The sequence below is a fragment of the Legionella israelensis genome, assembly GCF_004571175.1.
Classification (GTDB): domain Bacteria; phylum Pseudomonadota; class Gammaproteobacteria; order Legionellales; family Legionellaceae; genus Legionella_D; species Legionella_D israelensis.
In genome coordinates this window covers 2,241,869-2,261,996 of sequence record NZ_CP038273.1, presented here as the reverse complement: position 1 = coordinate 2,261,996, position 20,128 = coordinate 2,241,869, and the positions used below count along the sequence as shown (strand labels likewise).

Below are 20,128 nucleotides of genomic sequence, written 5' to 3'. Positions count from 1 at the left end.
GCGCATCAGGAGGAAATATGGAGCGATTTGCAGACCGATATGCAGCAGGAAAACTTCTGGCTAAAGAATGTAAACCGTATGCTAACCGGCCAGATACACTAATATTGGCCTTACCACGAGGCGGAGTTCCTGTAGCTTATGAAGTGGCTAAATCATTGTCCTTACCCCTCGATGTTTTTGTTGTGAGGAAATTAGGAATGCCAGGCTATGAAGAATTAGCCATAGGGGCGATAGCCTCAGGTGACGTGACCGTTTTTAATCAGAATATTTTAAATCAATTTAATCTCTCCCAAGCTGCGATTGACAACGTCATTGAAAAAGAAAAGGCGGAATTAAACCGTCGTGAGAAAACTTATCGTGGCAAAAAATCACCCTTAGACCTCAAGGATAAAATTATTATTCTGGTCGATGATGGCATTGCTACGGGCGCAACGGTTAAAGCGGCCATCAAAGCCATTCGCTGGCAAAAACCGCAAAAAGTGGTTCTTGCCATACCTGTGGCAGCTCTATCCTCTTATGAGGAAATGAAAGCACTGGTCGATGAGGTTGTTTGTTTAATGAGACCTGAATATTTTAACGCAGTAGGTTTATGGTATGAAGATTTTTCACAAACTTCCGATGAGGAGGTTTTTCAATTACTAAAAGATAATGACATACCATCGGCGAATGAGAGCTAGAATTAAGTTAATCAGTAAGTGGTCGATATTAAAGAGAATGAAACCTAAGTGATGCTCAAAAACGGAAAATAGCTATGGATACCAGCATACATAAACATCATATCCCTCCCAGCTCGGTCGTTTTAAAAAGCCATGTCAACCGATATGCTCTAATTGGGCTTATGATTTCCATCGTTAGTATTGTGGTCGCAACCTTCCTGGTCGCCTATCAAATGACAGGAGAAATCACGTTAGGCAGCCTACTTCTGGCGCAAACATCCAATCCCGCCATCTGGGCTTTGGATCTGACGCCTTTCATGTTCGCCTACTGGGGACAGGCTTTTTGTTACGGATTGGCAGATAAAGCGGAATCGATCCTTGAAGATAAGGAAAGGGAGTATAAATCTAAAAGCAGTGATCTGAAATTAAAACTTGAATACGAAACCAATCATGACAGCCTAACCCAATTGCCTAATCGCCGACTCATTACAGAGAAAATTGACCAGCTCATCAGTCAAGTTCCTTCCTCTTCCCTGGCTGTGATTATTATAAATATTAACGATTTCAAAAACATTAATTACAATGTTGGCGTCTTTAATGCAAATCATATTCTTAAACAATTCGCTGAAAAATTGAAATCAATTCTTCTTGAACCTTTTCTCTTACGTGCTTGTATGGGAATGAACCTGGTAGCTCATTTACAAGCGGATGAATTTGCCATTATGTTACCGAGGCTTAATCCGGAAATTAGTCTTAAAACAGCCATACAGAACATTAATGATTTAACTTCCACGGACTATATGGTTGACGGTCTTAATATACATATTGCCACGACCATAGGAGTAGCTGTTTATCCTGAGCATGGCAGAAATGCAGAAGAATTGATCCACCATGCTAACGTCAGTGCTTATAATGCGCGAAAGGAAAGGAAAAATTTTGCCATTTATGATGCAAAAATGAATGAAGATTACACGCATAATCGTATCTTATTAGCAGAATTAGAAAACGCTCTGGAAAATGACAAATTAGAAGTTCATTATTTGCCTTTCTTTGATATCGCTTCGAGAAAAATTGTCGGAACTGAAGCTTCAATCCAGTTTTACAGTCCTAAATTGGGCAAGGTCAATTCAGAAAGAATCGTTTCCTTGATTGAAGGGACAAATCTCACCAAAAAATGGAGAGATACTCTTCTTGAAAAAGCCATCCGACAAACCGCACTCTGGCATAAGGCGGGATTTAAAATTCCTTTGACCATCCATTTGTCCACCTCAGATTTTGCTGATCAGCAATTAGCTGAATCCATTCAAAACCGACTGAAAACCTGCAAGCTATCTGCCAAATATCTTGAAATTGAATTAACCGAACAAACCTGTCTAAGCAACCAGCCTCAGACTTTCACCATTTTAAATCAGTTATCGGCAACGGGCATAAAGATTTTGATTGAAGATTTCTGCAGTGGTCACTCCTCCTTTGTTTATCTAACTCGTTTTCCCATTGACAAAATTAAAATAGACAAATCTTTTATCATGAACATGATAAAAGATGAAAAAAAATTAAAGCTGGTCAAAGCCATGATAAATATCGCCAAAACGCTTAAATTGAAAACATTAGCAATGGGAGTTAATGAGGAAAATATTCAAAAACTCAAAGAAATGGGTTGTAACTACGCTCAGGGTTTACATTTTAACCAACCTGCCACAGCTCAAGATCTCGAGCAATTGTTCAAAACGGACAGGGCTTCTTAAAAAAGAGAAGGCAGGACGATAGACTTGGCTATATAAGGCCATGTTCTCCTATGTTCACAGAACCTAAGTTCCGTGAACAATTGCTCGCATTTTCATCTATGAAAATTTTTGCTCACCGAACCTAAGGCTATGACTGCTTTTCCGTGATTTCTCGATTCGCCGTTTTCTTTTTTTGCTCAGGCTTGGAAGCCCCCTGGCGATTTCCTTGTTGCCCTGATTGGCTTTGCGAAGGACGTCTACGTTGTGACCCAGATCCTGATCTTGATTGTCCGCCTCCCGAGCGGCGTTTACGATTGGACTGACTTTTTGGACGTCGTTCGCCCTGAGTCTGAGGTTTTGCTGATGAATCGACTTTTGATGAAGTCTTTTTTTCCTTTGTTTCCTCCACTTGTGAAGAAGGTTCAGTACTTCCACCAAATAAGCTGCTCCACAAACGTTTGATGAAACCGGCTTGCTGTTGCTTACCAGACAACCGGCCGGAAAAGGCTTTGACCACGGGCTCATCATGTTTTACATTTTCCTTGGCCGATACAAAATGAACTTCCGGCTGCTGAATTAAGGTATAACTTGCCTTCTTGCTTTTACCTACATTATCTTCCTTAAGCCGTGTAATGGAATATTGAGGCGTTTGCATGTAAGGATTGGCAATGATAATAGCAGATACACCATGACGTTTCTCTATGTTCAAAATGAAGTTCCGTTTTTCATTCATCAGGAAAGTGGCCATCTCGACAGGAAGCTGCACTTGTATTTCCGCCGTCTTTTCTTTCAAGGCTTCCTCTTCGATCAAACGAACAATGGACAGAGCATGTGACTGGATGTTTCTTACTGTACCTCGACCTTCACAACGAGGACAAACTTCCTGTGCACTTTCTCCAAGAGAAAGACGAAGGCGTTGGCGCGACATCTCGAGCAAACCAAAGCGGGAAATACGCCCAACCTGAATGCGAGCCCGATCCGCCTGTAAAGCTTCTTTTAAGCGGTTTTCCACCTCACGCTGATTTTTACTGGAGCTCATGTCGATAAAATCGATCACCACCAGACCACCAAGATCACGCAAACGCAATTGACGGGCAATTTCGTTGGCTGCCTCAAGATTGGTATTTAAAGCCGTGGTTTCAATGTCTGAGCCACTTGTGGCTTTAGCTGAGTTCACATCGATGGATACCAGCGCTTCAGTACGATCAATCACGAGAGCGCCGCCGGAAGGCAACAAAACTTCTCGTTGATAGGCCGTTTCTATCTGACTTTCAATCTGATAATAATTAAATAAAGGTATTGTGCTGTTATAGAGTTTCAGATGAGGTAAAAATTCAGGTTTAATATGCTCAATATACTTCTTGGCTTTAATATAGGACACCTGATCATCAATGATGATTTCACTGATCGACTTACGCAGATTATCACGAATGGAACGAATAATAACGTCCCCTTCCTGATGAATAAGGCAAGGAGCCAATTCTGAATCGTAGGCCTGTTTGATAGCTTGCCATTGATTGCAAAGCATGTTCAGATCATCTTGTAATTCTTCCTGGCTCTTTCCTACTCCTGCCGTACGAATGATAAGTCCCATTTCTTCGGGCAGATTCAGCGCATTTAAAGTTTCACGCAATTCCTCACGCTCTTCACCTTCAATACGTCGCGAAATACCGCCTGAATGGGGATTGTTTGGCATAAGAACCAGATAACATCCAGCCAGCGTAATATAAGTGGTTAAAGCAGCTCCTTTACTTCCTCTTTCTTCTTTATCCACCTGAACCAACAGTTCCTGCCCTTCACGAATTAATGCAGTGACTGGAGGTTTTTCATCGCCAAACTCATCGGGATGTTTACTTAAATATTCCGGAGCAATTTCCTTAAGCGGTAAAAATCCCTGACGTTTTGCGCCATATTCAACAAATACAGCATCAAGACTTGGTTCACGTCGTGTAACTATCGCTTTATAAATATTTCCTTTTTTCTTAATTTCGCTTGGACACTCAATGTCCAGATCAAATAAATGATTATTTTTTATTAAAGCAACCCGGACTTCTTCAGACTGAATTGCATTGATCAACATTTTTTCCATTGGTAACCCCATATTTTATGGGCGCCACCACTTAATTCATGATAGTAAAAGGCAATTTTTACTAAAATCTGTTGGCCTTTCTGCTTCTTGGTCGCAAAACTCGATGTTCTGTGCTGCACGGCTCAAACATTGAAGCTTTTTAACTTAAGCTCTCGAAATATCAACAGACTCCTCAATCAAAATTCATTCAATGGACGTGTATAGCGAGTATTAACTTGAATGATCGTATTTTCCTTTCATTCAAGATTCAATGCCCGTATACATCAAATATATTCTTTATAAATGACTGCTCAAAGGCAGTATCATTGATATCAAAACCGTTTGCCATGTCATTTATAACAAAATATACAGTCCTCTGATCAAATTAAGAAAAAGGCGTTCTTTACGCATGACCCATCACCTTCAGGACAGACCGAACGCATGTTACCTCTGGTTTAAAAGGCGCATACTGTTTGATATATCGAGAACAAACAACATCTGGAAATAAAGGTATAAGCCGTTTATCAGGGCGAGTGAAAGTCCCGAAATCATTCGTTATCGATATAAAGCATGTCTGGCATGCGTGGGTATCTGACAAGTTCGTATTCAATTTGGCTCTGGTACTGGGTCGCTTCCTTGTATCATTTTCTTAAGTGGAAGCGCATTTTCCTGACTCCGTTTCTTTTCAACCTTTCTGGATACTGCAGTTTGATTTTTAACGAGCACGATTACCTCGGCAATCAATCTGCTGGCACCAAACCAGCGAAAATCCGCAAAGTCTGATTAAAGTTAATTTTACATCAACCGTTAAGCTTTTATTTAATTATAAGTTATAATTCTGTCGCGCTACAATTAATCTGCGCGATTTAAGATCATATCAAAAAAATCACAAACCGCAAACAGGTTTATTTACCATGAATAAAGTTCAATATCACGAAGTCCATTCTGAAGAGCATGGGCAACGACTGGATAATTATCTGATTCGCATCCTTAAAGGTGTGCCAAAAAGTCATATATACCGTATTATTCGCAGCGGTGAAGTTCGCATTAATAAAAAGCGGGCAAGAATCAACACACGACTGGAATACGGCGACCTCATTCGCATTCCTCCCGTTCAGGTCTCCGATAAAAAAGAATTTTTTGTCGGAGCTGCACTGGAAAAACAACTGCAGGCTTGCATTATACATGAAGATTCTCAACTTCTGGTGGTCAATAAACCAACAGGAATTGCCGTTCACGGTGGCAGTGGTTTGAGTCTGGGCATGATTGAAGCTTTTCGCAAAATTCGCTCAGATCTTCATTACCTGGAACTCATACATCGTTTGGATAAAGATACTTCCGGCTGTCTTTTAATGGCCAAAAAACGCAGCATCTTAAGAGCCATCCAAGCGGACCTTGCAACGCGCAAGGTACGTAAAACCTACTGGGCATTATTGGCACATCCCTGGCTTGGGAAAAAAACAGTGACTGTGGACGCTGCTCTGGAAAAAAATACACTTTTATCAGGGGAGCGACTGGTCAAAGCCTCAGACACTGGAAAATCGTCTGAAACCCGCTTTAAACTTTTGGAAAATTTTCAGCAGGCCTGCTGGATAGAAGCATTGCCTAAAACGGGACGAACGCATCAAATAAGGGTACATAGCGCCCTCATGGGGCACCCTATTATAGGAGATGGAAAATACGGCTTTATTGCAGGCGAAGTTGAAGGGATTGCAAAGCAGCAAAAAAGACTTTATTTGCATGCAAGAGAAATTCAATTTAATCTGAACGGTATTGAGCATAAATATTATGCAGATATTGATGAAGAGTTTAAAGCAACTCTTGAAAAATTACGTATGAGGAGTTAAAAAACAAATGAGTAGTTTATATCATTTGATCATCTTTGACTGGGAAGGCACATTGACTGACAGTTTAGGGCAGATTGTCCATGCCATCTCCAAAGAAGCTCATGCTCTGAATTTCGGGAAAATTAAGCCGGAAGTAGCGCGTCAATATATTCATTTGGGCTTGGTTCCAACTTTGAAAAAAGTGCTGCCTCAGTTAACTACTACCCAGCATGAACAACTTTTATATCAGGTACAGCAAAAGCTCACGGCCAAATCTGCAGAGGTTCACTTAATACCTGGAGCAAAAAAATTTATTCATCAATTACAAAAAGCGCATATTGATTTGGCCATTGCCTCCAATAAAAGTCAGGTTTCTTTGCAGCGAGCACTGAGAGCAAGTCATCTGGACAGCATTTTTAAAATCACACGCTCTGCTGGCCAGACACCTCCCAAGCCAGATCCACAAATGCTTAAAGAAATCATGGATGTCTTTGATGTTAATGCCCAGACAACATTAATGATTGGAGATTCGATGGCCGATATGGAAATGGCGAATAATGCAGGAGTCACCGCCATTGGCATGGATTTTTACCAGCAACAGGCAAGCTCATTGAAGGAAGCAGGAGCAAAAAAAATTTTTGATAACTATCCGCAATTAGCAACTTATCTGGGGTTAAATCATTAATTATTTATCTGTATATTATTCTTACTTGAACCCGGTTCAAAGTTTACTTGAATTAACTTTAAACGCGATATCTTGCATGACCGTATTTTAGATAAAAATTGAGTAAGAAGCGCTGTTTACATAGATACCCATTAAAACGTGACGCTTCAGAAGATGACTTGGGAGCCAGAAATTGAGTACATTAACCAGCCTGCCGAATTTACTAACTTTACTACGCATCTTACTGATTCCCATCTTTGTCATTGTCTTTTATTTGCCTTTTTCCTGGGCACATGCAGCCACCGCTATTATTTTTGCCATTGCCTGTTTAACCGATCTGCTGGATGGCTACCTCGCCCGCAAACTGAAACAAATCTCTATTTTTGGTGCCTTCCTCGATCCTGTGGCCGACAAACTCATTGTCGCCACAAGCTTGTTATTATTGGTCGGAGTGAGAGATCTTAATTACATCACTCTGCCAGCCATTATTATTGTCGGACGTGAGATTGTCATTTCAGCTTTGCGTGAATGGATGTCGGAAGTTGGGAAAAGGACCAGTGTTACTGTTAGTTACATCGGCAAGGTTAAAACAACCATGCAAATGGTAGCGATTATTTTATTGCTTGCCTTTCACCCGGTAACCTCATCATGGTGGGGCATATTAGGTTTTATCTTGCTCTATATTGCTGCCATTCTGACCATTTGGTCTATGGTGATTTATATTGTAATTGCCTGGCCTGTTCTGATTAAAAAAAGTTAAGCTTTTTACTTGCATTATTGCACAAATCTAAACACAATTTATCGTATCAACTTATTGCTTACGCAAAAGTCAATGAAAATGGACCGCCCATATAATCAATTTTTATTTTTTTTCGGTATTTTATTGTTCTTTTATTGTCCATTTTCTTTGGCTAATCCTCTGATATTCATTACTTATTATCCTACAAGTTCGACCACTGAAATGGCATACGCAATTGCTAAAGGCACACAAACCATTCCTGGAATCGATGTAAAAATTTTACCGATCGATAAAGCCCATTTTAATAATGTAAAAAATGCTAATGGAATCATTATTGGAAGTCCCGTTTATAATGCAAATGTAGCTCCACAAGTTCAGCAATTTATTAACACCTGGCCACTGAATGTTTCCTCATATCGAGAAAAAGTTGGAGCGGCCTTTGTTGTTGGCGCTGGAATTTCCGCTGGCGAAGAAGGAACCCAGATGAATCTTATTCGAGCAATGATGATTTTTAATTTTATTATCGTAGGCGGTCCAAATTGGCGCCAACCTTTTGGTGCATCAGCCATCACCCATAATAAATTAATAAAAAAAGAATCAGAACAACAGCACCTTAATCCAGAATTTTTAAAAAGAGGGGAAGCATTAGGGCGACGAGTGGCCGAAGTGGTTCTTCGTTTACACAATTCAAAATATCACGAAAAGCATAAAGAAACGATTTAATTTAAATTGATAGCCGAAAATTTAAAAATTAATTATTGACAGTCATCTGATTTAAGGTAGAATCACAACCCGTAGAGGCGCGGGAATAGCTCAGTTGGTAGAGCACAACCTTGCCAAGGTTGGGGTCGCGAGTTCGAGTCTCGTTTCCCGCTCCAAATTAAAGCGACCTTTGTCGCTTTTTTTTTTAGAATGTAATTTTTTTGACAAGGCTGTGTGGCAGAGTGGTTATGCAGCGGCCTGCAAAGCCGTGTACGCCGGTTCGATTCCGGCCTCAGCCTCCAGATTATGCCCAGGTGGCGAAACAGGTAGACGCAAGGGACTTAAAATCCCTCGGAGCAAAAACTCCGTGCCGGTTCGACTCCGGCCCTGGGCACCATAAACTTTTATCCTATGCAATACTTCGTTATCGGCAATTTCGGTAATCATTCCTTGGCCGCTTTGCAATATCTGATCGACCGAGAACTGGAAGAACTTCATTTTATCTATGTGGATACCGGTTGGAGCTCAGCAAGCTGGTCTCAACGGGTTAAAACATGTACCGCTTTTGCAGAAAGTCGAGGTGTTCGTGTTCATCACTTATCTGCTGCGGCAAGCTTCAGTGATATGGTCTGTGATCGTCAACAATTTCCCAGTCAGAAATTTCAATGGTGCGCCGGCTTTTTGAAAGGATTAACCATTCTTAATCATTTAGATGATATCGATCCTTTTTGCGAAGCTCTTATCGTTTCAGGAAAACGCCGACTGGATTCCAGACGTTATCATGATTTACCCGAATATAAGGAAGATGATAGATATTATAATGGACGCAGGATATGGCATCCTTTGTGGCAAACCAGTGACGAGGATTTTCAAGCTCTCATCGCAAAAACCGGTTTTGACGTTCTTTCTTATGCCAGCCAGGAATGCAGCCCCTGTATTCATCTAGCAGAGGATAAGCTTGGCTTGCTGGATCCTTTAGCCAAAACTCGCCTTGACAGACTGGAAAAGAAACTGAACAAAACAATGTTTGAAAAAGCCATCATGGAATATTCACAGGAATCTGCCGCCGGCCATCAAAAACAAACTGGACTTGAACAGTTTGAGCTTAGCTGTGGCTCGCCATGGTGCTGTGGGGAATAAGATATGGATTTACGAATAGACAATAAAGGGAAAATTGTTGGATGGAGAGCAGATTTTCATTGGCGGTCATGAATCCTATGTATTGACATGCAGGCTTCATTATAAACCTGGGGAAGCTAAAATCCTTCAGTCTGTAAAAAAAATAACCAATAAAAATACACTTTCCTTCTAAAATTTGTTATAATCGCCGCCAATTTATACCGCCTTTAGTTTAGGAGATGGCTTGTCTGATTCAGCGTCTGTGGATTCGGGGTTCGTTTTAACACATCGTGAGCGCATGGCATGGCTGGTGTGTCTTTCTGCCGGACTCTTTTTCTTCTATGAATTTTTCCAACTTAACATTTTTGATGTCATCAATTCTCCACTGCGCCATGATTTTTCCATTGACGCGACTCAATTAAGCTGGATGTCCAGTACTTATTTATGGGCCGATATTCTTTTTCTGCTTCCTGCCGGCATTATTCTTGATCGTTTTTCCACTCGTAAAGTGATCCTGACTGCAATGGCCATTTGCATTCTGGGTACACTTGGATTTGCCATAACCACCTCATTTGCTCTGGCCTGCTTTTTCCATTTTCTTTCAGGAATCGGCAATGCCTTCTGCTTTCTCTCCTGCATTGTGTTAATTTCACGCTGGTTTCCTTCGCATCGACAAGCTTTGGTAGTAGGTATAGTCGTCACCATGGCTTTTCTTGGTGGAATGATGGCTCATACGCCTTTTGCTCGCCTGAACGAATGGCTGGGCTGGCGACGCTCCTTAATCATTGATGGGCAAATTGGCATTTTATTGTTCCTCTGGATTTATTTTATCGTTAAAGACAGGCCAGCTCATTTATCCATCAAAAAAAATCAGCCATCTTCCGCTGCCCTTTTCGGTTTTATCAAGGCATTAAAAAATAAGCAAAACTGGCTTGCCGGCCTGTTCACTTCTTTATTAAATCTGCCCATTATGGTGCTTTGTGCGCTTTGGGGAGCAAGTTATTTGCAAACCGTACACCAGCTGTCCGAAATCAGTGCATCCAATATTGTCAGTCTTATTTTTATAGGAAGCATTATAGGCTGCCCACTGGCAGGCTGGTTATCCGATCGTCAGGGGCGACGTAAACCTCTCATGTTCATTGGAGCTTTACTGACCTTAATTACTGTTTGCCCTTTATTTCTGAAGATGACACTTTCACCGATGATACTTTCGGTTATTTTTTTCTCTTTAGGCTTGTTTACCAGTACGCAAGTGATTGCCTATCCTCTGGTTGCCGAAAGCAATTCTGGTGAAAATACCGGTTCCGCCACAGCCATTGCTTCTGTAATTATCATGGGTGGCGGTGGTGTGGGGCAAATTTTATTCGGCTGGTTAATGCAATTTCATGCAGGCCATGCGGCTATCCGATACAGCAGTGCGGATTTTCAATTTGCTATGTGGATTTTTCCATTAAGCGCCATTGCAGCATTAATTGCCGTTTTGTGTTGTCGCGAAACAAACTGTAAACCAATGGATTAAGGAGTTTATATGCAAGTCATAGAAGAATACAGTGGAATTGATCAGGCAAAGCCAACATTACTTCCATGGCTCGTCTGCTTTGCAGCCACTTTATTTTTCTTTTATGAATTTATTCAGGGCAATATGTTTGCCTCCATAGCTGAACATGTCATGAAGGATTATCATATTGAAGCCAATAAAATGGCTTATCTTTCAAGTATTTATTATTTATCCAACGTGATTTTTCTTTTTATTGCCGGCATGATTCTGGACCGTTTTTCCATTAAGAAAACCATTATTCTGGCCATGTTTCTTTGTGTTATCAGCACCTTCATCCTTGCCTGGTCTCAATCCTTCTATCTAGCCTTGTTGTGTCGTTTTGTAACTGGTATTGGCAGCGCCTTTTGCTTTCTCGGCCCGGTACGTCTTGCCTCACAATGGTTTCCTCCCAAGCGCATGGCGCTGGTAACAGGAGCCATTGTGACAATGGCAATGACAGGAGGTATGCTGGCGCAATACCCATTAACGCTCCTGGTTGCGCGGGTAGGTTGGCGCCAGGCGGTACAAGATGTAGGTTTGCTGGGTTTGATGATGCTGGTGGTGATGGCGTTCTGGATAAAAGAAAAGTCCCCTGCCAAAAACAGAAATTCAGGCATCAGGCTGGATATCCTCACCACCGCCAGAAAAGTCTATTTGAACACGCAATATTTAAGAGCTGCATTATTTACCAGTCTGATGAACATGGCCATTGCCGTATTTGGAGCCATGATGGGAACCTTATATCTGGAACAACGTTTAGGCATCAGCGCAGAAAAAGCGTCCATGATCAATTCCATGCTCTTTCTTGGTGCCATCATAGGAGGACCGCTATTGGGAGGATTGTCTGATAGGGTCGGTTTGCGTATTCTTCCTATGAAAATAGGCGCACTCGCTTCATTAATAACAGCACTCATTGCTCTTTATCTTCCTGTCTCCTTTCATGCCATGATACTGCTGTTTTTCTTGCTCGGTTTATTTACTTCTGCCCAAGTGATAAGTTATGCCCTGGTAGCTGAAACCAGCTCTCCTGCAATAACCGCGACTGCGGTGAGTGTAGTTTCCATTCTGACTCAAGGCGGATTTATTCTTTATCAAAACCTGTTCACACGTTTGTTAACCAGCCATGGCACAGTGTCTATCATCCATAACACTCCTGTTTATTCATTAGCAGATTATCAGTATGCTGCGATCATTTTGCCTTGTGGTTTATTGCTTGCACTGTTAGCATTGTTTGGTCTAAAAGAAACTCATTGCCAACAACAAGAACATTAACATGACAAAACGGCGCGTTTGTATATTACTTCTTGACTCCATGGGAATTGGCGCAAGCCTTGATGCTGAGCGCTACGGAGATGAAGGGGCCAACACCTTCGCTCATATTCATGAAGCCTGTGAGGCTGGTAAAGCCAATCAAAAAGGCTTACGACAAGGTCCTCTGCACCTGCCGAACATGACAAAGCTAGGTATTTATCATGCAACGGTGGCCAGCTGCGGATATCGTCTGATTGATTTATCAACGCTGTCAGATCCCATTAGCCATTTTGGCTATGCCGTAGAACAAAGTCTTGGCAAGGACACCCCCAGCGGTCACTGGGAGCTTGCTGGTGTACCGGTCACTTTCGATTGGGGATATTTTCCAGAAACCGAACCTTGTTTTCCCCAGGAACTGATTGACAGCTTCATCCAGAAAACCAATCTTCCAGGTATTCTCGGGAACAAACATGCCTCAGGAACCGTTATTATCGAAGAGTTAGGAGAAGAACACCTGCGCACAGGAAAACCCATTGTTTACACTTCAGCTGACAGCGTATTCCAGATTGCTGCTCATGAGCAGTCTTTTGGATTACAACGCCTGTATGAAGTTTGTGAAACAGCACGCTTACTGGTTGACGATTACCAAATTGGACGCGTAATTGCCCGTCCCTTTACCGGCGTTCCTGGTCAATTTAAACGCACTGCCAATCGCCGTGATTATGCTACACCACCCCCCGAAAAAACCCTGCTTGATTTTTTAAAAGAAGCCGGTCATGAGGTCATTGCCATCGGTAAAATTGCAGATATTTATGCGCATCAAGGCATCACTAAGACCATCAAGGCGGATGGCAACATGGCCTTATTTGATGCGACTGTCCATGCCATGAAAAACGCTCCAGAGGGCAGTCTGGTCTTTAGCAATTTTGTCGATTTTGATTCTTCTTATGGACATCGAAGAGATGTCATTGGTTATGCAAGAGCCCTGGAAGATTTTGATCGAAGATTGCCGGAACTGTACGATGTTTTGAAAGAAGACGATCTTATCGTCCTTACCGCCGACCATGGCTGTGATCCCACATTTCCCGGTTCTAACCACACCCGTGAACATGTTCCGGTATTGGTCTATGGTAAGCAATTAGGCTCAAAATTTATCGGTCGTCGTGACAGTTTTGCTGACATTGGACAAAGCATTGCTGAATATCTGAATCTTGAACCCTTAGGGAAGGGAATATCTTTTTTAAATTATTCCTATTGATTTTTTATTTCCCGTCCCCATCTACAACGATTACAAATGAGCACATTGAGTCAAGAACGAATATCACATAAGGTATCTGCTCTGAGCAGAAAAGATTTCATTATCATTTGTAGTCCGAGATTCCGCACCATATTTTTAGCAAAAAAGCGGTGTGAAATGTCGATAGTCGATCTTATTTTATATGTAAATTAGGTAAGGAAATTATTTTGGAACAATATCGCGGAACTACTATCCTTTCGGTAAGGCGAAATGACAAAGTCGTTATAGGCGGTGACGGTCAGGTGACTTTAGGCAATACCGTTATGAAAGGTAATGCCCGTAAGGTCAGACGGCTTTACAAAGATCAGGTTATTGCCGGATTTGCCGGCGGTACGGCGGACGCTTTTACCTTATTTGAACGATTCGAGCGTAAACTTGAAATGCATCAGGGACATCTGGTCCGTGCAGCGGTAGAACTGGCAAAAGACTGGCGTACCGATAAAATTCTCCGCCGTCTTGAAGCGCTTTTAGCGGTTGCAGACAGTAAAGCTTCTCTTATTATTACCGGGAACGGTGATGTGATTGAGCCTGAAGAAGGCTTAATTGCTATCGGTTCAGGCGGGCCATTCGCACAGGCCGCTGCTCGGGCACTTCTCGAAAATACAAAATTATCAGCTAAAGATATCGTGCAAAAAAGCTTGATGATAGCCGGCGCTATCTGCATTTACACTAATCATAATCTAACCATAGAAGAGCTGGAAAATAAAAGTGAATAATACAACGATAATGACTCCCAGAGAAATTGTACAGGAATTAGACAGATATATCATTGGCCAAGACGAAGCCAAGAGAGCAGTTGCCATCGCCTTACGAAACCGATGGAGACGAATGCAAATTAAAGACGACAGTTTGCGCAGTGAAATTATGCCGAAAAATATTTTGATGATCGGCCCCACCGGCGTGGGTAAAACGGAAATAGCCAGACGTCTTGCCAAACTTGCGCAGGCACCTTTTATCAAAGTCGAGGCTACAAAATTTACTGAAATTGGTTATGTTGGTCGTGATGTCGAATCCATCATCCGCGATCTGGCTGATGTTGCCGTCAAGCAGGAACGAGAGATTGCGATGAAAAAAGTAGAGCATCTGGCTGAAGATGCTGCAGAAAATCGCGTCCTGGATGCCTTGCTGCCTCCTGCGCGTGATCACGCCACGCCTGCAGAAAAAGATTCTTCAACAAGACAAGTCTTCCGTAAACAATTACGGGAAGGAAAGCTGGATGATAATGAAATAGAAATTGATCTGGCAGCTTCTCCGGTCGGTGTTGAGATCATGGCTCCCCCTGGCATGGAGGAAATGACGAATCAATTACAATCCATGTTCCAACAAATAGGTTCAGGACGCACTAAAACAAGAAAGCTGACCATTGCCAAAGCAATGAAGCTGCTGCGGGAAGAAGAAGCGGCCAAACTTATCAATGAAGAAGACATTAAAAGCCGCGCCATTGAAAAAGTCGAGCAGCATGGAATTGTTTTTATCGATGAGTTGGATAAAGTGGCCAAAAGAGCAGAGCATGGTAGCGGCGGTGATGTGTCTCGAGAAGGTGTGCAGCGTGATCTTCTTCCTCTTGTTGAAGGCTCCACAGTATCCACCAAATACGGGATGATCAAATCCGATCATATTCTCTTTATTGCTTCCGGTGCCTTTCATGTCGCCAAGCCCTCGGATTTGATTGCTGAGCTGCAAGGTCGTTTGCCCATCCGTGTTGAATTAGCGGCCTTAACGGTTGAGGATTTTATTCGAATTCTAACGGAGCCTAGCGCCTCATTAACGCGCCAATACGCGGCATTGATGGCCACCGAAGGGGTAACCTTAACCTTTGATGCCACAGGAATCCAGCGTATTGCTGAGGTTGCCTGGCAAGTCAATGAGAAAACAGAAAATATTGGTGCTCGCCGCTTGTACACGGTCATGGAGAGATTGCTGGAAGTCGTTTCCTTTGAAGCTACGGATAAATCCGGTGAAACGGTTCATGTGGATAAAAAATACGTAGATGAGCATCTTGGAGAACTTATAGGCGATGAAGATTTAGCCCGCTATATCCTATAATTAAGGTATACTCTGTAAAAAACATCAGACCCTGGATTTCTTTCCCGGGTCTTGTTTTTTCTTTCACCGTACCTTTGCGAATGGTATAGTTATGACGGATGATTTTCTTTCTGATGAAGATAAAGCCTTGTTCCGTGCCAGCATGTGCACAGTCACCCCCTTGAAACCAAACAAAAAAATCAATACCCAATCATCGACACCTAATCAATCAGTAAAGAAGCAAAAAAAAGAAACGTTTCCTGAATCAAGACGCTCGGAGATTTTTTTGTCCTCTTTTATCCAAGAGGAAGTTCAGGCTAATACTCTTTTATCCTGGTGCCATCCTTCCCTACCCTTTCGTCGCTTTCAAGCCTTAAAAAAAGGAAAAATAAATTTGGAAGCCCGTCTCGATCTTCATGGTCTCAAACCCGATGAGGCAGAAAAAAAATTATGTGATTTTATAAGCCATCAACATCATGCCGACAAACGATGCCTGTTAATCATTCATGGAAAAGGAAGCCTGGAAGGTGAACCACCTGTGCTTAAAAATTTAATTCATCGCTGGCTTCCTCAGTTTAAGGAAGTGCTTGCTTTCCACAGTGCGCTGCCCAAGCATGGGGGCACAGGTGCTGTATATGTTTTGCTAAGATGTTTAAAAATAGCAAAGCTTTAATCCAAAGAAGAAATAATAATATAGTGTTGAATAAATATTTATAATAAATCATAATTATTTCAATTACATAGAAAATAATCAATTCAGTGGAAAAACATGAAAAATAAAACCTTACTGTTAACTGTTCTGCTAACTCTTTTTGGTTGTTCAACAGACGTGGGAACCCGACGCTCTGCAGGCGCTACTGCAGCTGATAGCGAAAATCTTACAGCAGCAACAAGAGCAGAACAGGTAGGCTCAACTGCCACCGACGCCACCGTAGCAATTCCTGCAGAAGCTGCCATTCCTCCAACACCTCCTCCAGTAGCTGTACCCGAACCAACGCCCGAACCAACGCCCGAACCAACGCCCGAACCAACGCCCGAACCAACGCCCGAACCAGAACCCGAACCAGAACCTAACCCCATACCACAGTGAAATTTCAAAATGAAAAATCTTGACCTCCACTATGTTGATTAAACTTTCATCTATAAAGAGTGTATGAAAAAAATGAAATATTTTTTGTTAATTATTCTCTGTGTACTGAGCCTGTTTTCTCATGCAGAAAAGAATAAGGCCGGCAAAAATAAAGCAGCTGACCGTGACAAGGTCACCCAGTTCCTCCGTCCTAAAATGTATTCCAGCGAAATATATAATGATTTTAATTTTTCCTCTCATCTGCTGGCTAATTTCTATAAATACCATGGACATTCATATATCAGTACTGTAGGTATAGATAATTTATCATGGGGACCTGTTTACAGCGGTATTTTCTTAAGTGAAATTGAAACGCGTTATAACACCGGTTCAAAATTCGGCTTAATTGGCACACAAGGACAAACCAAAATTAACAATCACAGTATATTCGGGCATCTTCTATGGAAAGTTTATCATTATGTTTATCTTGATTTCTTAGGAGGAATTGGTGAAAATCATTTTGTACTGGATAATACAGTCAACAGCCCTTTTTTGGTGACAGGTTCAAGACGAGGATTAGCTCGATATGATGGCAGTGATGGATATGCCGGTATTCGTACAATACTAGGTTACCGATTCAAACGCTTTTTTATCAATGCTAATCTCAGCTATATTTATAGTCGCTACCGTCAGGATGGGTATGTTATCCAATATCCTGGTATTCCGCAGCTTGTCCCTTCTTTAACCACTAAACTAGATACGTTTATTGAAAGAGCATACCTTTACTATCTCTATAATGAGCATTTTTACCCCTATCTTAACGGCGGTTTACTACAGGTTGCTAACAGACGCTTCAGCCGAGCAATAAACCAAAATACCGTTATCAATTCTCCTTTGCCCCAAACCATACTGGATAACAATGGTTATTTTTTGGGTTTAGGAGCACGTATTATTTACCGCAGAGTGGAAATTCAACCTTCATTTGAACATTCCAGACGCGGCGATGCTTTCAGGAATAACCAAGCCACATTGCGTGTTTCTCTTTACATTTAGCAATATACACCTTAGTACATAGTAAAATTTTTTGTAACTTTCGCCAGTCATCCATGATAAGCAATAACTACAATACTATTGAAGAAACCGCTTTGTTGATTCAAAATGACATTCTTGGCCACCAATAACTTGCGTTAAAAGCACAATCAAAGGATAATTCGCACTTTCAGTCTTAAAAATAGAGTTTTTTTATGGAACACTTAGGGCAGTTTATTATAAATCATTGGCATCTTTGGCTTGCCTTGATCATTATTATCCTGTTTATCGTGATCAATGAAACGATTGCTCAAAAAAAGAAAGCCAAGGAAATATCGCCCCAATCAACAGTGGATCTGATCAATCATCAGGGTGCTAAAGTTATTGATATGCGTGATAAGGAAAGCTTTAAAAACGGGCATATTATTGATGCAGTAAATGCCAGCGCAGAAGATTTTGAAAAAGGGCGAATGGATAAATATAAAGATAAACCTCTTGTTCTTGTTTGCGCACGCGGGTTGCAATCAGCAACATTTGCTGCCAAACTTCAGTCACAGGGATTTCAGCAAGTGATGGTTCTCAATGGCGGGATGAATAACTGGCAGGCTGCCAACATGCCTATAGTCAAAGGTAAGGAATAAATATTATGGCTAAGGTCTTAATGTACAGTACCGCCCATTGCCCTTTCTGTGTCAGAGCCAGAGAGTTATTGCGCAGAAAAAAGATCGATTTCCATGAAATACGCGTCGACGAAAAACCTGAGTTACGCGATGAAATGATCGCCAAAAGCGGACGTAGAACCGTTCCTCAGATATTCATCAATGATAAACCGATCGGCGGATTTGATGATTTATATACCCTGGATCAGCAGGGTCAACTGGATCAATTGATACGAGGATAAATGATAATGAATGAACAACAAAATAACCAAGAAACACAATTCATGATTCAACGAATTTATGTAAAAGATTTCTCTTTTGAAGCCCCTAATACACCAGACATTTTCCAGCAGAAATGGGAACCTGAATTAGATCTGGATATCGATACCAGCCATACAGAATTGGAAAAAAATGTATATGAAGTCGTTTTACATGTAACAGCTACTGTTAAAAATCAAAAAACCGTCGCTTTTCTTGCTGAAGTCAAGCAAGCAGGAATTTTTACCATAAAAGGTGCTCCAGATGAACAAATGAAGCACTTGCTTGGAAGCTTTTGCCCCAATATCCTGTTTCCTTATGCTCGTGAAGCCATTACAACAGAAGTGATTCGAGGGAGTTTCCCTCAATTAGTTCTTGCTCCCGTCAATTTTGATGCACTTTACATGCAGAAGATGGAAGGGCAAAAAAAGGCAACGAATTCTCAGGACACTGAAACTTCTCACTAAGATGCAAAAGCAAACCATTGCCATTTTAGGCGCTGGCTCTTGGGGCAGTGCCATAGCTATTCATCTGGCAAAATCCGGACATCACGTTTTGCTGTGGGGGCGAAACCCACAGCATATCGCAGAAATGATCACTGCTCGGGCTAATCAAAATTACCTTCCAGATATCAGCTTTCCAAGCAATATAGAACCTACGACAGACTTAAACCTCAGTATAAAACAAGCCGACAAGATCATTATTGCCGTACCCTCCCATGCTTTTTCAAATCTGCTGGAACAAATCAGCTGCCAAATACACAGTTTAGCTTGGTTAACAAAAGGCGTTGATCCTAAGACTCATAAATTACTCAGTGATTTGGTCAAAGAGCGTTTTGGAGAAAAATTACCCATTGGCGTTATTGCTGGACCATCCTTTGCCAGAGAAGTTGCACTTTCTCTGCCCACGGCATTGACCATTGCCAGTAATGAAAAAAAATATCAAAGCCAGCTTCAGCAACTGTTGCATCAGAACAACTTACGCGTTTATCGCTCCTTCGACATTACTGGCGTACAAATCTGTGGTGCTATAAAGAATATTCTGGCGATTGCCTGCGGCATCAGTGACGGACTGGGCTATGGAGCAAATGCTAAAGCCGCTTTGATCACAAGGGGGCTTGCTGAAATGACTCGATTGGGTCTGGCACTGGGAGCAAAGTCAGAAACATTCACCGGTCTTGCCGGTGTTGGTGATCTGGTACTAACCTGTACCGATAACCAATCACGCAACCGCCGTTTTGGTTTACAGTTGGGAAAAGGTGTTGATATCGTTGAGGCGGAAAGACATATTCAACAGGTTGTAGAAGGTAAATACAACGCTGCACAAATCTGCTCGATGGCCAAAAAAAATCAGGTTGAAATGCCCATCTGTGAACAAGTAAACCACCTTCTTCTAGGAAAAATCACTGCAAAAGAAGCAGTAACGGCCTTAATGAATCGACCTGCCAAAATGGAATAAAACAATTCTCTCCCAACAGCGTTTACGAAAAAACCAATTTCTTCGCT

General features: G+C 41.7%; 20 protein-coding genes and 3 tRNA genes. 22 read left to right on the top strand and 1 reads right to left on the bottom strand.

Annotated elements, in window-relative coordinates; translation table 11 throughout:
- Positions 1–17 precede the first annotated feature (17 nt).
- The gene (locus E4T55_RS10265; RefSeq protein ID WP_058502678.1) at positions 18–677 is read left to right on the top strand and encodes a phosphoribosyltransferase; all 660 of its coding nucleotides are present in this window, start codon (positions 18–20) and stop codon (positions 675–677) included.
- 74 nt (positions 678–751) lie between these two features.
- Positions 752–2,401 (top strand): putative bifunctional diguanylate cyclase/phosphodiesterase, encoded by a 1,650-nt coding sequence (locus tag E4T55_RS10260; protein WP_058502679.1) that lies wholly within the window; start codon positions 752–754, stop codon positions 2,399–2,401.
- 127 nt (positions 2,402–2,528) lie between these two features.
- On the opposite strand, the gene E4T55_RS10255 is transcribed toward E4T55_RS10260, so the two are convergent.
- Positions 2,529–4,469, bottom strand: coding sequence for an Rne/Rng family ribonuclease (locus E4T55_RS10255; protein WP_058502680.1), 1,941 nt, complete (start codon positions 4,467–4,469; stop codon positions 2,529–2,531).
- Positions 4,470–5,362: 893 nt separating this feature from the next.
- On the opposite strand from E4T55_RS10255, the gene E4T55_RS10250 reads away from it, so the two are divergent.
- The 20 genes from E4T55_RS10250 (at position 5,363) to E4T55_RS10155 (ending at position 20,081) form a co-directional block, all read left to right on the top strand.
- The gene (locus tag E4T55_RS10250; protein WP_058502681.1) at positions 5,363–6,295 is read left to right on the top strand and encodes an RluA family pseudouridine synthase; all 933 of its coding nucleotides are present in this window, start codon (positions 5,363–5,365) and stop codon (positions 6,293–6,295) included.
- Between the two features lie 7 nt (positions 6,296–6,302).
- Positions 6,303–6,959: an HAD family hydrolase gene (locus tag E4T55_RS10245; protein WP_058502682.1), complete on the top strand. Its 657-nt coding sequence runs from the start codon at positions 6,303–6,305 to the stop codon at positions 6,957–6,959.
- Between the two features lie 172 nt (positions 6,960–7,131).
- Positions 7,132–7,698, top strand: a complete 567-nt coding sequence (gene pgsA / locus E4T55_RS10240) for a CDP-diacylglycerol--glycerol-3-phosphate 3-phosphatidyltransferase (protein ID WP_058502683.1) — start codon at positions 7,132–7,134, stop codon at positions 7,696–7,698.
- Between the two features lie 78 nt (positions 7,699–7,776).
- Complete coding sequence (locus tag E4T55_RS10235) at positions 7,777–8,400, top strand: flavodoxin family protein (protein ID WP_058502684.1); 624 nt, start codon at positions 7,777–7,779, stop codon at positions 8,398–8,400.
- A gap of 79 nt (positions 8,401–8,479) precedes the next feature.
- A tRNA-Gly gene (locus E4T55_RS10230) sits at positions 8,480–8,555 on the top strand.
- A 52-nt stretch (positions 8,556–8,607) separates the two neighbouring features.
- A tRNA-Cys gene (locus E4T55_RS10225) sits at positions 8,608–8,681 on the top strand.
- A 6-nt stretch (positions 8,682–8,687) separates the two neighbouring features.
- Positions 8,688–8,776, top strand: a tRNA-Leu gene (locus E4T55_RS10220).
- A gap of 14 nt (positions 8,777–8,790) precedes the next feature.
- Positions 8,791–9,519 (top strand): phosphoadenosine phosphosulfate reductase domain-containing protein, encoded by a 729-nt coding sequence (locus E4T55_RS10215; RefSeq protein WP_058502685.1) that lies wholly within the window; start codon positions 8,791–8,793, stop codon positions 9,517–9,519.
- Positions 9,520–9,742: 223 nt separating this feature from the next.
- Complete coding sequence (locus E4T55_RS10210) at positions 9,743–11,017, top strand: MFS transporter (protein ID WP_058502686.1); 1,275 nt, start codon at positions 9,743–9,745, stop codon at positions 11,015–11,017.
- A gap of 9 nt (positions 11,018–11,026) precedes the next feature.
- Positions 11,027–12,307 carry an MFS transporter gene (locus E4T55_RS10205; protein ID WP_058502687.1) on the top strand — a complete coding sequence of 427 codons (1,281 nt, stop codon included), beginning with the start codon at positions 11,027–11,029 and terminating at the stop codon, positions 12,305–12,307.
- Between the two features lies 1 nt (position 12,308).
- The gene (locus E4T55_RS10200; RefSeq protein ID WP_058502688.1) at positions 12,309–13,544 is read left to right on the top strand and encodes a phosphopentomutase; all 1,236 of its coding nucleotides are present in this window, start codon (positions 12,309–12,311) and stop codon (positions 13,542–13,544) included.
- A gap of 206 nt (positions 13,545–13,750) precedes the next feature.
- Positions 13,751–14,299, top strand: a complete 549-nt coding sequence (gene hslV / locus E4T55_RS10195; RefSeq protein WP_058502689.1) for an ATP-dependent protease subunit HslV — start codon at positions 13,751–13,753, stop codon at positions 14,297–14,299.
- A gap of 10 nt (positions 14,300–14,309) precedes the next feature.
- On the top strand, positions 14,310–15,629 hold the full coding sequence (hslU, locus tag E4T55_RS10190) for an ATP-dependent protease ATPase subunit HslU (protein ID WP_058502690.1): 1,320 nt from the start codon (positions 14,310–14,312) through the stop codon (positions 15,627–15,629).
- 91 nt (positions 15,630–15,720) lie between these two features.
- Complete coding sequence (locus E4T55_RS10185) at positions 15,721–16,281, top strand: Smr/MutS family protein (RefSeq protein ID WP_058502691.1); 561 nt, start codon at positions 15,721–15,723, stop codon at positions 16,279–16,281.
- A 96-nt stretch (positions 16,282–16,377) separates the two neighbouring features.
- Positions 16,378–16,698, top strand: coding sequence for a hypothetical protein (locus E4T55_RS15310; protein WP_058502692.1), 321 nt, complete (start codon positions 16,378–16,380; stop codon positions 16,696–16,698).
- A gap of 63 nt (positions 16,699–16,761) precedes the next feature.
- On the top strand, positions 16,762–17,730 hold the full coding sequence (locus E4T55_RS10175) for an autotransporter outer membrane beta-barrel domain-containing protein (protein WP_058502693.1): 969 nt from the start codon (positions 16,762–16,764) through the stop codon (positions 17,728–17,730).
- Positions 17,731–17,921: 191 nt separating this feature from the next.
- Positions 17,922–18,347: a rhodanese-like domain-containing protein gene (locus E4T55_RS10170; RefSeq protein WP_058502694.1), complete on the top strand. Its 426-nt coding sequence runs from the start codon at positions 17,922–17,924 to the stop codon at positions 18,345–18,347.
- A gap of 5 nt (positions 18,348–18,352) precedes the next feature.
- A complete protein-coding gene (gene grxC, locus E4T55_RS10165; protein ID WP_058502695.1) occupies positions 18,353–18,607 on the top strand; it encodes a glutaredoxin 3 in 255 nt (84 codons plus the stop codon).
- Positions 18,608–18,613: 6 nt separating this feature from the next.
- On the top strand, positions 18,614–19,090 hold the full coding sequence (gene secB / locus E4T55_RS10160; protein ID WP_058502696.1) for a protein-export chaperone SecB: 477 nt from the start codon (positions 18,614–18,616) through the stop codon (positions 19,088–19,090).
- Position 19,091: 1 nt separating this feature from the next.
- Complete coding sequence (locus E4T55_RS10155) at positions 19,092–20,081, top strand: NAD(P)H-dependent glycerol-3-phosphate dehydrogenase (protein WP_058502697.1); 990 nt, start codon at positions 19,092–19,094, stop codon at positions 20,079–20,081.
- Positions 20,082–20,128 lie beyond the last annotated feature (47 nt).

Bases quoted from the DNA above. Each gene is read 5' to 3' on its own strand.
- E4T55_RS10235 (WP_058502684.1), top strand. From the start codon at position 7,777: ATGGACCGCCCATATAATCAATTTTTATTTTTTTTCGGTATTTTATTG.
- E4T55_RS10205 (WP_058502687.1), top strand. From the start codon at position 11,027: ATGCAAGTCATAGAAGAATACAGTGGAATTGATCAGGCAAAGCCAACA.
- E4T55_RS10245 (WP_058502682.1), top strand. From the start codon at position 6,303: ATGAGTAGTTTATATCATTTGATCATCTTTGACTGGGAAGGCACATTG.
- E4T55_RS10260 (WP_058502679.1), top strand. From the start codon at position 752: ATGGATACCAGCATACATAAACATCATATCCCTCCCAGCTCGGTCGTT.
- secB (WP_058502696.1), top strand. From the start codon at position 18,614: ATGAATGAACAACAAAATAACCAAGAAACACAATTCATGATTCAACGA.
- hslU (WP_058502690.1), top strand. From the start codon at position 14,310: ATGACTCCCAGAGAAATTGTACAGGAATTAGACAGATATATCATTGGC.
- E4T55_RS15310 (WP_058502692.1), top strand. From the start codon at position 16,378: ATGAAAAATAAAACCTTACTGTTAACTGTTCTGCTAACTCTTTTTGGT.
- E4T55_RS10265 (WP_058502678.1), top strand. From the start codon at position 18: ATGGAGCGATTTGCAGACCGATATGCAGCAGGAAAACTTCTGGCTAAA.
- E4T55_RS10185 (WP_058502691.1), top strand. From the start codon at position 15,721: ATGACGGATGATTTTCTTTCTGATGAAGATAAAGCCTTGTTCCGTGCC.
- grxC (WP_058502695.1), top strand. From the start codon at position 18,353: ATGGCTAAGGTCTTAATGTACAGTACCGCCCATTGCCCTTTCTGTGTC.
- E4T55_RS10215 (WP_058502685.1), top strand. From the start codon at position 8,791: ATGCAATACTTCGTTATCGGCAATTTCGGTAATCATTCCTTGGCCGCT.
- E4T55_RS10250 (WP_058502681.1), top strand. From the start codon at position 5,363: ATGAATAAAGTTCAATATCACGAAGTCCATTCTGAAGAGCATGGGCAA.
- E4T55_RS10155 (WP_058502697.1), top strand. From the start codon at position 19,092: ATGCAAAAGCAAACCATTGCCATTTTAGGCGCTGGCTCTTGGGGCAGT.
- E4T55_RS10170 (WP_058502694.1), top strand. From the start codon at position 17,922: ATGGAACACTTAGGGCAGTTTATTATAAATCATTGGCATCTTTGGCTT.
- E4T55_RS10255 (WP_058502680.1), bottom strand. From the start codon at position 4,469: ATGGAAAAAATGTTGATCAATGCAATTCAGTCTGAAGAAGTCCGGGTT.
- E4T55_RS10175 (WP_058502693.1), top strand. From the start codon at position 16,762: ATGAAAAAAATGAAATATTTTTTGTTAATTATTCTCTGTGTACTGAGC.
- E4T55_RS10200 (WP_058502688.1), top strand. From the start codon at position 12,309: ATGACAAAACGGCGCGTTTGTATATTACTTCTTGACTCCATGGGAATT.